Source organism: Tropicimonas sp. IMCC6043, assembly GCF_004146235.1.
In the GTDB taxonomy this organism is placed as follows: Bacteria; Pseudomonadota; Alphaproteobacteria; order Rhodobacterales; family Rhodobacteraceae; genus Tropicimonas.
On record NZ_SELO01000036.1, the window covers coordinates 26,850 to 39,683 of the forward strand.

At 64.1% G+C, this 12,834-nt stretch carries 12 protein-coding genes and 2 pseudogenes; 10 read left to right on the top strand and 4 right to left on the bottom strand.

From position 1 onward, the window contains the following. Window positions 1-427: 427 nt before the first annotated feature. Window positions 428-1,504: a transglutaminase N-terminal domain-containing protein gene (locus tag EU800_RS20990; RefSeq protein ID WP_371685655.1), complete on the bottom strand. Its 1,077-nt coding sequence runs from the start codon at window positions 1,502-1,504 to the stop codon at window positions 428-430. Here EU800_RS20990 and EU800_RS20995 point away from each other — a divergent pair. Both EU800_RS20995 and EU800_RS21000 read left to right on the top strand, forming a co-directional pair. After that, a complete protein-coding gene (locus EU800_RS20995) occupies window positions 1,427-2,311 on the top strand; it encodes a transglutaminase family protein (protein ID WP_129635423.1) in 885 nt (294 codons plus the stop codon). The two genes, EU800_RS20990 and EU800_RS20995, sit on opposite strands and share 78 nt — an antisense overlap. 208 nt (window positions 2,312-2,519) lie before the next feature. After that, window positions 2,520-3,716 (top strand): AI-2E family transporter, encoded by a 1,197-nt coding sequence (locus tag EU800_RS21000; RefSeq protein ID WP_256369784.1) that lies wholly within the window; start codon window positions 2,520-2,522, stop codon window positions 3,714-3,716. Here the strand turns inward: EU800_RS21000 and EU800_RS21005 are convergent. Together EU800_RS21005 and EU800_RS21010 are read right to left on the bottom strand one after the other, a co-directional pair. Continuing rightward, window positions 3,663-4,049 (bottom strand): hypothetical protein, encoded by a 387-nt coding sequence (locus tag EU800_RS21005; protein WP_129635427.1) that lies wholly within the window; start codon window positions 4,047-4,049, stop codon window positions 3,663-3,665. The two genes, EU800_RS21000 and EU800_RS21005, sit on opposite strands and share 54 nt — an antisense overlap. Before the next feature lie 6 nt (window positions 4,050-4,055). Continuing rightward, window positions 4,056-4,331, bottom strand: a complete 276-nt coding sequence (locus EU800_RS21010) for a YqjD family protein (protein WP_129635429.1) — start codon at window positions 4,329-4,331, stop codon at window positions 4,056-4,058. A 530-nt stretch (window positions 4,332-4,861) separates the two neighbouring features. Here EU800_RS21010 and EU800_RS21015 point away from each other — a divergent pair. The 7 genes and pseudogenes from EU800_RS21015 (at window position 4,862) to EU800_RS21045 (ending at window position 10,511) form a co-directional block, all read left to right on the top strand. After that, window positions 4,862-5,053, top strand: a complete 192-nt coding sequence (locus EU800_RS21015; protein ID WP_129635431.1) for a Thivi_2564 family membrane protein — start codon at window positions 4,862-4,864, stop codon at window positions 5,051-5,053. After that, window positions 5,046-6,128: an ABC transporter permease gene (locus tag EU800_RS21020; protein WP_242500662.1), complete on the top strand. Its 1,083-nt coding sequence runs from the start codon at window positions 5,046-5,048 to the stop codon at window positions 6,126-6,128. Before EU800_RS21015 ends, EU800_RS21020 begins: the two co-directional genes overlap by 8 nt. Further along, window positions 6,128-6,901 carry an ABC transporter ATP-binding protein gene (locus EU800_RS21025; RefSeq protein WP_129635433.1) on the top strand — a complete coding sequence of 258 codons (774 nt, stop codon included), beginning with the start codon at window positions 6,128-6,130 and terminating at the stop codon, window positions 6,899-6,901. Before EU800_RS21020 ends, EU800_RS21025 begins: the two co-directional genes overlap by 1 nt. Further along, a complete protein-coding gene (locus tag EU800_RS21030; protein WP_129635435.1) occupies window positions 6,901-7,803 on the top strand; it encodes an MlaD family protein in 903 nt (300 codons plus the stop codon). Before EU800_RS21025 ends, EU800_RS21030 begins: the two co-directional genes overlap by 1 nt. Beyond that, window positions 7,800-8,417, top strand: a complete 618-nt coding sequence (locus EU800_RS21035; protein WP_242500663.1) for an ABC-type transport auxiliary lipoprotein family protein — start codon at window positions 7,800-7,802, stop codon at window positions 8,415-8,417. Before EU800_RS21030 ends, EU800_RS21035 begins: the two co-directional genes overlap by 4 nt. 197 nt (window positions 8,418-8,614) lie before the next feature. Beyond that, window positions 8,615-9,322, top strand: a pseudogene (locus EU800_RS21040) (IS6 family transposase). Window positions 9,323-9,458: 136 nt separating this feature from the next. After that, window positions 9,459-10,511, top strand: coding sequence for an IS110 family transposase (locus EU800_RS21045; RefSeq protein ID WP_129635437.1), 1,053 nt, complete (start codon window positions 9,459-9,461; stop codon window positions 10,509-10,511). Between the two features lie 276 nt (window positions 10,512-10,787). Here the strand turns inward: EU800_RS21045 and EU800_RS21050 are convergent, their stop codons facing one another. Next, the gene (locus EU800_RS21050; RefSeq protein ID WP_165354783.1) at window positions 10,788-11,807 is read right to left on the bottom strand and encodes a site-specific DNA-methyltransferase; all 1,020 of its coding nucleotides are present in this window, start codon (window positions 11,805-11,807) and stop codon (window positions 10,788-10,790) included. 939 nt (window positions 11,808-12,746) lie between these two features. On the opposite strand from EU800_RS21050, the pseudogene EU800_RS21055 reads away from it, so the two are divergent. Then, window positions 12,747-12,834, top strand: a pseudogene (locus tag EU800_RS21055) (IS5/IS1182 family transposase); the annotation flags it as partial.

Sequence of the window (12,834 nt, forward strand, 5' to 3'; positions counted from 1 at the left end):
TAGCACCCAACCGACAGTCCCGCAGGACTTCGCGATCCAGGTGGCCGAGAACGAAGGCATGCCATCGAGACCTAGTCCCAAGGGCTCTATGCCAACGGTCGCGCGTACTCGGCGGTTGACCGGAACGCTCAAGCTTGGGCTATCGAAGATACGCACGAAAACCGATAGCTTCTGGTTCGCCGGGGAGCGCTGATGATGCACCACAAGGGACCGACGAGACACCCGCTGGCAAGGCCGATCTCTCGGATGGCCATCGTTTGCGGTGTGATCACGTCCACCGCCTTTCCCGTTTTTGCGAAGGATGACGCCGGCCCGATGCCTCAGAATGCTCGGCCGTTCATTTATGGTAGCGGGTGGCTCCGCGATCTTGGTTGCCGGGTGGAGGGCACCAAATGCCTGGCACTCGATTTCCCCGAGCATGCTTATCCTATGCAACTTCAATGACGCGAACCGCCACCTGCAATCCGAGCAGTGATCCGCCCTCGTGCTCGAAGGTCCCGCTGACCGGAAGCGCCTGTGCCGGCGTGCGGGTCGTCGCCACGCGGATCAGGTTGCGGCTCGCGATGATGTGGTTGGTCGGGTCGAATTCCACCCAGCCCGCGCCCGGGACGAAGATATCCGCCCAGGCATGGGTCGCACCGCCGCCGGTCATGTCCTCGCCGGACTCGTTTCCAGCGCCCTCGTCATGGAGGTAGCCGGTGACGAACCGCGCAGCGAAACCGAGGTGGCGCGCAGCGTCCATGAACAGCAGCGCGAAATCGCGGCACGTGCCTGTGCCAAGCCCGATCGTCTCGGCAGGTGTCTGCACGCCTTCTGCCTCGCGCCTTGCATATCGAAAAGCGCCGTGGACTGCGGTTCCCAATGCGCCCAGAACCTCAAGGCTGCTGCCGTTCGGGTGCGGCAACACCTGCGCGACCCACGCCGCCAGCACGTCCTGGTCTTGCGGTTGGTCCGAAACAAGGTAGGGGCCGAGGTCGATGAACTCGTCGACGTCGTAATGTACCGGAAAGGTGCCGGCATAGCGCTCGATCCGTGTCAGCGGCTCATCGAGGCCGTAGCGGCGCAGCAGCAGCTCGCTCTCGATTACCAGTTCGTCAGCCGCTTCGTGGAACGAAAGAAGCGCGACGGAGTTACCGAATGTGTCAAAAGTCCAGTGCACATTTGCGCGGGGGGACACTGTCAGGCTGGATTCCAGAATGCGCATATCGTGCCCGTCGCGCGGGCGGATCATCAGCCGATGCTCGCCGAAGGACACTGGGCGGTCATAGGCATATCGGGTTCGATGCAGGATGCGCAGGGTTCGGATCGGGGTATCCTCGTCTCGACCGTGCACGCCGGTCAATCGCACCGGAAGGACGCAGGGCAAAAGAAGAACGGTACGCGCCAAACCTGAAGACCAACGTACGTCATTGTAGAAAGGGCGGCAATGTTCATTCGCATCGGTCACGAGATCCATATTGACAGCAAGGCGGAAACTGTCCTGATCCTTGCCCTGTCGCCGCATTCCAGTTTCGACGGACGGATCATCGGCTCGTACGCGGTGCGGGCGGAACCAGAGCTTCCGCTCGAGACCTTCCTTGACAGTTTCGGCAACCGGCTGACACGGCTCAGGGCGCCGGCGGGGCGGCTCAGGCTCTGGTCCGACTGCATCGTGGACGTTGACGGCCAGCCCGACGTGTTTGACTGGAACGCATGCCAGCACGACGTGGGCGACCTGCCGCCCGAGACGTTGCAGTTCCTGACCGCCAGCCGCTATTGCGACTCCGATGTGCTTGCCCCCGAGGCGCTCCGCTTGTTCGGCGCCACCCCGCCGGGCTGGGCACGGGTGCAGGCAATATGCAACCACGTCCATAATCACCTGACCTTCGGATACGGCTTTGGCCGGCCCACCAAGACCGCCAGCGACGCGCAGCGCGAAAAGACCGGTGTCTGCCGCGACTTCGCGCATCTCGCGATCGCGTTCTGCCGCGCCATGAGCATCCCGGCCCGCTACGCGAGCGGCTATCTGGGCGACATCGGCGTGCCCTATTCCGGGGCCGGTGACTTCTGTGCATGGTTCGAGGCCTATCTAGGCGGTCGCTGGTACACGTTTGACGCGCGCTATAACACGCCACGGATTGGCCGGGTCCTGATGGTCCGCGGCCGTGACGCCGCCGATGGTGCGATGATCACTTCTTTCGGCGCCTACGACTTGAAGGGGTTCCGTGTCTGGACCGACGAAGTGCCCGGCGCGCCCGACGATGCCAGGCTGCGCGACATGCTGACAAGCCTGCCAAGGACCGAGGCGCTCACGCTCGCCCCGTCCGGTTGAGGGTGAACTTTCGTTGACTCACCGGCACGCACCAACCTGCGTCAGCGCGCCGTTCGGCAGTCTCGGATAGAGCATGCGGTGGCTGGCAGACCTGGCGCGTCCGTCATGTCCCCGGCATCCCGGCTCGAAGCCATTCCTGGGCTCCGCCGGATGTGTGCCGGGCCGCTTGTTCTGTGCGCCGGTCTTGTCGGAAAGGCAGGTACGTTACATGCATGACGAGAAACTGAAGCCGGCGGCTGAACCGGCGCTCCGGACGACATCGGCTGGCTGGTCTTCCAGGCTCGATCGGGGCGCGCTCCAGACCGTGTTGCTGAGCATCATCGCAGGCGTGATGATCCTCGCCGCGCTGGACGGTGCGAGCCTGATCGCGGTGCCAACGGTGCTGGCCGTTCTGTGCGCGATAGCCCTTGTACCTGCGATGCGATGGCTGGAACGAACCAGGGCCCCCGCGTCGCTCTGCGCAGCCTTCGTCGTGGGCGGCCTGCTTCTTGGGGCGGCGTTCACCGCCTATGCGCTGGCCCCTTCTGCAGAGGCCTGGAACGACCGCGCACCGCAGGTTCTGCGCGATGCGGAACGGCGCACCCGCGAGATCGTTTCCGGCATCTCGCGCACGCTGGACGTTGAGGCCCCTGTCGCACCGGCCGCCGATCCGGGAGTGGCACTGTCGGCCGAACCCGCAGATCCGGCCGAGCCGGAATTGGGGGACGACGCCGTTGGCAGGCTTGTGGAGGGGGGACAGCGTTTGCTGACCGACCTGGCGATCGGCGCGCCCAGGATTGCCGCAGGAGCCGCATTCTGGGCCATGCTGACATTCTTTCTGCTCCGCGACCGCGTGATGCTGGCCCGCTGGGGCATGTCTGTGGTTTCCGGGGCCTCGGCGCGACGGGCGGTCGGGCGGGCCATGCGCGACGTGCGCATCAATGTCGCCCGCTACCTGCTGGCAATCACCGCAATCAACCTGGGGCTCGGGGTGTGCGTCGCCGTTGCTTTCCAGCTGCTTGGCGTGTCGAACGCCCCGCTCTGGGGGGTGGCCGCGGCGCTCCTGAATTTCATGCCCTTCATCGGGATCGCCCTTTTGATGCTGGTCACGCTGGGTGTCGGGATCTCGTCGTTCGAGGACCCGATCATCGCGTTCGCGCCCTTCGCGGTGATCGTGGCACTGAACATTGTCGAAAGCCAGGTCGTCACGCCAATGGTGGTCGGTGCGCGCATCCGGATCGCCCCGGTCGCGGTCTTCGTGGCGATTGCCTTCGGTGCCTGGCTGTGGGGTGCCGGCGGTGCGCTGGTCGCCACGCCGACGCTGATCGTCGCGGTCGCCTTCGCCGAGCGGCTCAACGCCGCAGCGCACCTGTCACAGTCGCCGCGCCAGCGCGAAAGCCGCCAGAAAGGCCGCCAGCGGCAATAACGGCCGCGCGGAGCGACCAAGCGCCGTGGCAAGCAGGACATCCGAAGTGAAACGGGTGCGCTCCGCCTCTAACTGCTCCGCCCGGCGGGACGCGCGTGCCAGCCCGAGCAGATGCACGGCCAGCGCAAGCGCGGCGAAGAGCACGGCGAACAAAAGCGCCGCAACCGGAAACCCGGCCGCGGCGGTGAGCGCGGCGAGACCCGCCGCGACAAGAAACGACGCGGCCAGCGCCGCGAGAGTCGTCGTGGCAGCTGTCATTGCGACGCGCTTCGCGGCATCGCCAGCCTGTGCGGCGAGAAGATCGCGCAGCGGCGCGAGCAACGGCAACGCCATGACCGGTCAACCCTTCCGGGCGACAAGGCCGAGCAGGAGGCCAATGCCCGCGGCAATCGCGACAGCGGACAGAGGATGGCCCAGCACAGCATTGGTGGCTGAGGATTGTGCGTCGCGGCCGGTCTGGCCGATCCTGTGCCTGGCCTGTCCGATGCCCTCGGAGACTTCGTCCGAGACGGTTGCGGCAAGTTTCATGAGGTCTGCACGCAGGACCTCGATCTGCTGGCTGATCTCGTCGGGCGAGAGGACAGCCTTGGCATTGGAGCTTTGGGTGGTCGACATTTCATGTCTCCAGAAATAAGTGGATCGCGCCGGATGGTGCCGGGGCTCACATTGGCAGCACTCATTCTTGTCCGATCGGGAGCAGCCGATTCGCTTCTTTTTTCAAGGTGACTGAACCCAATGGAGGTCGCGCTCAGCGCAAGCCGAAAAATCCCAGGATGAACAGGACGATCACGACGAGTCCGACAAGGTAGATGATCCGGTTCAATTGGTGGCCTCCTGACGGATGATCCGTAGATGGTCATCTGTGTGATCGACACTAGCCGCTTGCCGGTCCGGCGACACAACATGGATCAGTGTCGGGGTAACGCCGTGGGGACGATGTCTTTTTGGACCGGGGGCACCCCGAGAGGAATCTGTGACCGGAACTGATCCATATTAGCGCGACAGGCGCTGAATCCTGCATCGATGGGTGGCACGGCAGCATGGTGCAGGGTCGTCCGATTCGTGCCCTGGCTCAGGACGTTTCAGGCGCCAGGACAAGGCAGGCCGGCGTCCGCCATGGCCCGCGCATTCAAAGGAGTCATGTCATGTCACTCATTAATCTCGTCGTCACGCTGGTCATCGTCGGCGTCGCTCTCTGGGCGATCAACACCTATATCCCGATGGATCAAAAGATAAAGATGATCCTCAACGTGGTGGTTGTCATCGTTGTCGTGCTGTGGCTGCTGCGGGCGTTTGGTCTGCTGGGAGGGATCGGCACAATGGACGTCGGTGGCTGACGCGGTGTCGTCGTCGAGCCTGGCCCTGTCTGGACCGGTGACGCTGGACACGCTCGACGAAGTGCGCGCCCTGCTCGACCAGGCCGCATCGGCGACCCGGGTCGATCTCTCCGCGGTGACAGCACTCGACACCGCCGGGGCCTGGGCGCTGCTCGGCCATCGGGGGATGCGCATCGAGGCCGCAGGTCCCGTGCAGGCCCTGCTATTGCGTACGGTCGAGGCCGCATTGCCATTGCCGCCTGCGCGCACCGCTCGACCGCGCAAGGCGCGATACTGGGTGGGCGATGTGCTGGCAGCCGTCGGCGCAGCCGTCGCGGGATTCCTGACCACCAGCGCGCAGGGCCTCGGCTTCACCGGATTGGTCATGACCCGGCTGGCGACTACGCTGGTGCGTCCGCGCCGCCTGCGGCTGACCGCACTCGTTCATCACATGCAGGAGGTCGGGCTGAACGCCGTGCCCATCGTGGCGCTGATGGGGTTTCTGATTGGCGTCGTGCTGGCGTTCCAGGGCGCCGCGCAGCTGCGCCAGTTCGGGGCCGAGGTCTTCGTGGTCGACCTGATCGCGGTCTCGATCCTGCGCGAATTGGGCATCCTTCTGACTGCCATCATCGTGGCGGGCCGGTCGGCATCGGCATTCACCGCCGCAATCGGCTCGATGAAGATGCGCGAGGAGATCGACGCCATGCGCGTGCTCGGACTGGATCCTGTCGAATTGCTGGTGCTGCCGCGCCTGCTGGCGCTGGTGATCATGCTGCCGGTCCTGGGACTTGTCGCCAACCTCGCCGGACTATTCGGGGGCGGGCTGATGGCCTGGATCGAACTTGGTATTTCGCCCAGCCAGTTCCGCACGCAATTGCTGGCGGATGTCGACGCGGCCCAAGCGCTGGTCGGCCTGTCCAAGGCTCCGGTCTTCGCTGCCATCATTGCGCTGGTGGGCTGCCAGCAGGGGATGCTGGTCAAGGGTGATGCTGAATCTCTGGGCATGCGGACTTCGCGCGCGGTGGTTATCGCCATTTTCCTCGTTATCGTCGTGGACGCGCTGTTCTCGGTGTTCTTCGCGCTCTGGGGGGTGTGATGGGAGGCGAGGCCGTCATCGCGATCCGCGGACTGACCAACCGGTTCGGCACCACGGTGGTGCACGAGGACCTGTCGCTCAACGTGATGCGGGGCGAGGTGCTGGGGGTGGTCGGTGCCTCGGGCAGCGGGAAATCTGTACTTCTGCGCAGCATCGTGGGGCTTCAGACCCCAAGCGCCGGAAAGATCATCATGCTGGGGACGGACGTGCTGGGCGCCAGCGCGGCCGACCGGGCGGCGGTGAGCGCGCGCACCGGCGTGATGTTCCAGGACGGCGCGCTGTTCTCGGCGCTGACCGTGCGCGAGAATGTCGAGGCGCCGATGCGCGAGCGGCTGGCGGTGGATGCAGCCACCCGTGCGGCGCTCGCCGATCTACGGATTTCCATGGTGGGCCTCCCGCCCGAGGCGGGCGGCCTCTACCCGGCCGAGCTGTCGGGGGGCATGCGCAAGCGCGCGGGCCTGGCGCGCGCCCTATCGCTCGACCCGGAGATCCTGTTTCTGGACGAACCCACGGCAGGTCTCGATCCGATCGGCGCCTCGACCTTCGATGCGCTGCTGAATTCGCTGAGTGAAGCTCTGGGCCTCACGGTGTTCCTGGTGACCCACGACCTCGATACCTTGCAGGCCACCTGCGACCGGATCGCGGTTCTGGCGCAGCGACGGGTGCTGGTGATCGGCACGCTGGCGGAGATGCGCGAGGTCGACGACCCCTGGGTGCATTCCTATTTCCACGGGCCACGCGCCCATGCGGCACTTGCGGCGGGGGTAAACTGATGGAAACCCGCGCACGCTTCGTGCTGATCGGCCTGTTCACGATCGTCGGATTTCTGGCTGCGCTCGGCTTCGTGCTGTGGTTGGCCAAGGTCCAGCTCGACCGGACCTATGCGCAATACGACATCCTCTTCGGCACCGTCGCCGGGCTGAGCCAGACCGCCGCCGTGCGCTATAACGGGGTGGATGTCGGCAGGGTCCTGACCATCGCGCTCGACCGCGACGATCCGGCGCTGGTGCGGGTCCGCATCGAGATCTTCGCAAGCGCGCCGGTGCGCACCGACACCATCGCCACGCTCGCCTCGCAGGGGGTGACGGGGGTCGCCTTCATCGCGCTGGAAGGTGGAAGTGCAGAGGCGGAGCGATTGGAGGTCGTGCCTTCGGCAGAGGTGCCGGTGATCCGGTCGGAGAAATCCGTCGTGCAGGACCTTATGATCAGTGGCCCCGACCTGCTGGCCGAGGCGACCGCGCTGATCGCCCAGGTCCGGAGCTTTGCCACGCCCGAGAACCGCGATGCCATCGCGGGAATCCTCACCAACCTGCAGGAGGCCACCGGACGCATCGATGCGCTCGCCACCCGGGCCGAGACGACGCTGTCCCGCCTTGATGCAGCGCTGGAAACGTCCGAGACGATATTCGTATCCGCCGATGACCTGCTGAAGCGTGACGTCCCCACGCTGGTCGCCAGCCTGCGGTCAGCCATCGACAGCACCGCCGGGGCCATGGATGGCGTGCAGAGCGCGACGCGGGGCGATTTGCCACGGCTGTCGACGCAGATCAGCGCCCTGATCGCGGATGCAAGCGGGGTGATCGCGCGGTTCGACGCGCTTGCCCGGCAGATCGGCAGCGACCCCGGCCGTTTTCTTCTCGGCAACGAGACACCGGAATACAGGAGGTCCAATTGATCCTTTCGCGCCGCAGTCTTCTGTCGCTCTCTGCCATGGCAGGCCTCTCGGGATGCGGGGCGGTGTCTGCTGTCTCCAGGGCGAGCGATCCGCTCGACACCTACACGCTCTCGCCGCTCAGCCCGGCAGAGACGCGGCCCGGGGGCACGCGGCATCTGGTGGTCGAGATGCCCACATCTGGCGGCGAGCTGTCCACCGACCGCGTCCTGATCAAGATCTCCCCGCTGCAGGCCGAGTACCTGCCCGATGCCCGCTGGTCCGAGCCGACGCCGTCCATGGTGCAGACGCTCCTGATCAACTCTCTGCTGAACCGGGGTGGGTTCCGGCTGGTTAGCCGAGTAGGCGCGGGACTCATGCCCGACTTCACGCTGATGTGCGAGATCCAGGCGTTCCAGGCCGAACTCGCCGGAGCGGACCTGGCATCGGCTCAAATCCATGTCGCGCTGCAGTTGACCCTGATCCGCGAAGCCGGCCGCGAGATCGCGGGAACCCGAGGATTCGCCACCACCACGTCGGTGACATCCGACAGCACGATTGCGCTGATCGCCGGGCTCGACGCCGCCATGCAGTCGGTTATGGGCGACGCCGTCGGCTGGGTGCAGGCCTTGGCCTGACCCCCGCCGACGGCGTCGGCGCAACGGGCCTCAGCCCAAAGGTGTCTGCTGATGCGTCCGACGCAGCCACTGACCTTCGTCCTTCAAATAGGTCGACGTGCAGAGTGCCTCCCAGATCGGGTCGCCGCTGCGTTCGGCGGGGCGGTGTCAGAAGAACCTGTCCTGCGACCGGGCAGGGAACTGACTTGCGTCCCAGGATGACGAAACGCGACCCGTTCAAACACTTCGAGAACAGCCGCGAAGGCATTCGTCTTGCGGTGATGCTATGCGTCCGGTTTCCGCTCTCACTGCGGAACGTCGAGGATCTGCTGCATGAGCGCGGCATCTACATCAGCCATAAACCCGTCCGGTTCTGGTGGAACCGGTTCGGCCCGATGTTCGCCGCCGAGATCCGAAATAAACGCGCCGATCGTTTGCGTTCAGGTCCCCAGTGGTATTGGCATCTCGACGAAATATTCGTGAAGATCAACGGCGAATAGCACTACTTGTGGCGGGCGGTCGACCAGGAGGGCGAGGTCCTGGAAAGCTTCGTGACGAAGACGCGGGACAAGAAAGCGGCATTGAAATTATTGAAAAAATCAATGAAACGCTACGGTCGGCCGCATATCTTGGTCGCTGACAAGCTTCGGTCGTATAGCGCCGCGCTGAGGGCGGTCGGCGCAGCGGACCGACAGGAAACCGGTCGCTGGCGGAACAACCGAGCGGAGAATTCGCATTTGCCATTCCGACGACGAGAACGGGCAATGCAACGCTTCCGGCGAATGCGAAGTCTGCAGATGTTCGCCGCCGTCCACGACTCGGTCTTCAACCATTTCAATTCGGAGCGCAGCTTCTACTCGAGGGCAAATTTCAAGAAGAACCGCGCCGCCGCTCTCGACGAGTGGCGTCAACTCGGCGCGGCATAAAGGGCAGGCTCACGGCCAATTCGGAGATGGGGTAATCGGGTTGCGAGTCGCCCGGCCGATGACCGAAGGGATGAAGTCCTTCAGGCTTTGTCGGATCGTTGGATCCGAGAGTTCGAAGCCGAAAGGAGGAATGGCTATGCAGTATTTTGCGGGCCCGGATGTCTCATTGAATGAGACGTCGATTTGCGTGGTACACGAGAGCCGTCGGGTCGTGAAGGAGGGCAGGGTCGTCTCCGAACCCGAAACGATCGGGACCTGGCTACTGGGAGTGGGGCTCGACTTCGAACTTGTCGGACTGGAGGCAGGGTCGTTGGCGCCGTCGCTCTACGACGGTCTGCGCGAACAGGGTCTGCCGGTTGTCTCCTTGGATGCCCGCCATCTGAAGAATGCCACGACAGCAATGCCGGTGAAGACAGATCGGATCGATGCCCGGAATATTGCCGAGGCCCTGCAGGCTGGATGGTACCGAACCGTCCATGTCAAGAGCCGGGACACTCACAAACATCGCGCCTTACTGCGCAGCCGTGCCATGTTGGTGAGGACGCGCACGACGCTGGACAATCATCTCCGCGGAATTCTGAAGGCCTTTGGTCTCAAGGTTGATCGCGTCGCGGTTGGACGTTTCGAGGAGCGGGTGCGTGAACTGATTTCTGACACTGCTGTCCTCGAAGAGGCTGTAGAGGCTATAGAGGCGGTCTTGCGGGTACGGTCTGAAGTGGTCGTGCGGCTGACAGAGCTGCGTCGGCAGGTGTTGGCCAATGCGAGGTCGGATCCGGTTTGCCGGCGGTTGATGAGCGTGCCGGGAGTGGGGCCGGTCACGGCGCTGGCGTATCGAACGGCTGTGGAAGACCCGCTCCGGTTTAAGAAGGCGTCGCTGCTTGGAGCACATTTCGGCCTTACGCCGCGCAAATTCACTTCTGGAGAGACTGACCGAAACGGCAGGATCACGCGCTGCGGAGACCGGATGGTGCGATCGTTGTTTTTCGAAGCTGCCACCGTCCTGCTCTGCAGAGTCCGATCCTGGAACTGGCTGAGGCGATGGGGGATGGAGGTCGCCCAGCGGCGGGGAATGCGTCGGGCACAGATCGCGGTCGCGCGGCGCCTTGCAGTGATCTTGCACCGGCTCCGGATCGATGGAACGGAACTCCAGGTGAGCCGTGCTGGCATCGGCGGCGCAGCCGCCGCCTGAGAGTTTAAGGAATGAAAGGATGAACAAACGATCGCAAAAACAGGATCCGCGACGGCGGATGTGTCCGGCAGGACGCGGGGCGCGGCGACATCGTCGAACTCGTTGTTGCTTCCAAAGAAGGTCGTGGAAAGCACGTTGCCTTAGAGATTGATGCGCCGACTCTGTTCTGGTTCCCACTTGTGGCAGTCCCTGTTCAGATAGGTGCAACGACCACGGAGCGAAGAGTGAACCCAGCCGGGGCACAGATGCCAGCGCGGTGAAACCGCCTGAAGGACTTCACATACGCAACCCGATTAGCGAAGACGGGTTCGACTTTGTCTGGTAGCACCGGCGGAGCGGCTCGCGGCCATCCTCGAACACCGTGGTCTTCGCGCAGCCCCCGAACCACTGGTGTGCCGCGCCCGGCTTCCACCCGTAAAGGATCGGCTCGTGGCGCCACTGGTAGTCCGAACACCCCGGCACCAGCGATGGCTTCACCCAGACCAGGCAGCCCCAGAGCTTGAACCCGGCATCGCGGAACGCGCCGCGGAAGTTGAACCCTTCGGTGTCTGCATGCGCGACATAGATCGGCCCGCCCTTCTTCATCACCGCGAAGGCGCAGCAGAAGGCATCGGTCAGGAACCGCCGGAACTCCGTGTCGCCCATGTTGTCGTTCTGGATCGACCCGGCCGTGCCCTCGTAGTTAACGTTGTAGGGCGGATCGGTCCAGCAGGCGTCGACCGGCCCGTCCGGGCAGAGCGCCTCGAGATCTGAGCGTTTCGTGCTGTCGCCGTACATGAGCCGATGATCGCCGAGAAGCCAGATGTTGCCTCGCACCGAGACCGGCGTCCGTGGCGGTTCCGGCAGAAAGTCCGGATCGCCAGGCAGAACCGATGCTCCGTCCTCGTCTCCGATCGGCGCACCGGCAAGGAGCTCCTCCAGCTCGGCATCCGAGAAGCCAACGACATCGAGATCGAAGGACTCCCTCTGCAGCGCGGCCAGTTCGCGGCGCAACAGATCCTCGTCCCAGCCCGCGTTTTCCGCGATCTTGTTGTCGGCGATGATCAGCGCCCGGCGCTGCGCATCAGACAGATGGTCCAGAACGATCACCGGGACCTCGGCCAGTTCCATCCTCTGCGCCGCCAGAAGGCGACCGTGGCCGGCGATGATCTCGCCGTTGCCGGCCGCAAGAATGGGGTTCGTGAACCCGAACTCGGCGATGGAAGCGCAGATCTGCGCGATCTGCCACTCGGGATGCGTGCGGGCATTGCGTGCATAGGGCACGAGCCGCTCCGTCGCCATCATCTCGATCTGCAAGCCGGTATTCCTTCCCGCCAGTTGTTCACGACCATCCCCCAGACGCACCGGAGCGCGGCGATCACGAGGACAGCCGCGCTCCGAAGATTTCTCGACACGATTTGATGCAGGACCGGGCGCCGAACTTCCCGGTCCCGCTCGACATCTCAACCGCTGAACAGGGCGAAATGCTGAATGGTGCGGACCCGCGGACCCAAAGTGCGGACCCTGGGTGCGGACCCTGGGTGCGGACCCAAATAATATCCCTGTCGCTAGAGAACTTCCGGGCAAATGCCCCCCGCATAGCGTTGCCGGCCGCGAAGGACCCGCGCATGGGGAGGGGATGGGGCGCCGGGGGGCCCGCATCGGCCTCCCTCCCGATCATGCCATGAATATGCCCCCAAGACCTGCGGTTTGTCGCGCCGTTTATGATACGCGCTGCGCCGTCCGGACGGTGGATCGGACCCGCGTTGAGCCGTTGAAGGCACGGGCTAGTCCGAGGCCTCGGGCGCCAGTTATAGGGGGCGCAGCCCGACTACGACTCTAAGTCACTGCCAATAAAAGAAGTTTTTCGCACTACGGTGGGGCGGTCGCCCAGCGCGAAGGACCGCTCCTGGTTTCAACAGCCGTAGTAGCGTTTGATTTTTCTCGGGGTGTGAGGAGACCGACAGATACCATTTCGGACACGCAAGAATGCCTGCCCATTCATTGGGTCCTGAACAACGAAGATTCCTTGGGCAATACCCGCTTCCAGCTTTTGATTGGCCTCAATGCGAGCGGCGCGATACAGGACATATGACTCATGTCGGAGCCAAGGGTGCTCGTGCGTGGCTAGCCGGCAGGTTCCATCACATAGATCGTTTGTCCAAGTGGTGACAGAAACGACTAGGGTCAGGACCCATAAACTTGCTTGTTTCTTCTGGATCGTCGTGATTCACGTTCCCGAACGCTGGGGGCATCATGAGCAACTACTACTGGTTGACGGAGGCGCAGATGGAGCGCCTGCGACCGCACTTTCCGAAATCTCGTGGCAAGCCGAGGGTCGATG

Coding starts and splice junctions, on each gene's coding strand:
- EU800_RS20995 (WP_129635423.1), top strand. CDS start 1,427: ATGTTCATTCGCATCGGTCACGAGATCCATATTGACAGCAAGGCGGAA.
- EU800_RS20990 (WP_371685655.1), bottom strand. CDS start 1,504: ATGCGGCGACAGGGCAAGGATCAGGACAGTTTCCGCCTTGCTGTCAAT.
- EU800_RS21000 (WP_256369784.1), top strand. CDS start 2,520: ATGCATGACGAGAAACTGAAGCCGGCGGCTGAACCGGCGCTCCGGACG.
- EU800_RS21005 (WP_129635427.1), bottom strand. CDS start 4,049: ATGGCGTTGCCGTTGCTCGCGCCGCTGCGCGATCTTCTCGCCGCACAG.
- EU800_RS21010 (WP_129635429.1), bottom strand. CDS start 4,331: ATGTCGACCACCCAAAGCTCCAATGCCAAGGCTGTCCTCTCGCCCGAC.
- EU800_RS21015 (WP_129635431.1), top strand. CDS start 4,862: ATGTCACTCATTAATCTCGTCGTCACGCTGGTCATCGTCGGCGTCGCT.
- EU800_RS21025 (WP_129635433.1), top strand. CDS start 6,128: ATGGGAGGCGAGGCCGTCATCGCGATCCGCGGACTGACCAACCGGTTC.
- EU800_RS21030 (WP_129635435.1), top strand. CDS start 6,901: ATGGAAACCCGCGCACGCTTCGTGCTGATCGGCCTGTTCACGATCGTC.
- EU800_RS21045 (WP_129635437.1), top strand. CDS start 9,459: ATGCAGTATTTTGCGGGCCCGGATGTCTCATTGAATGAGACGTCGATT.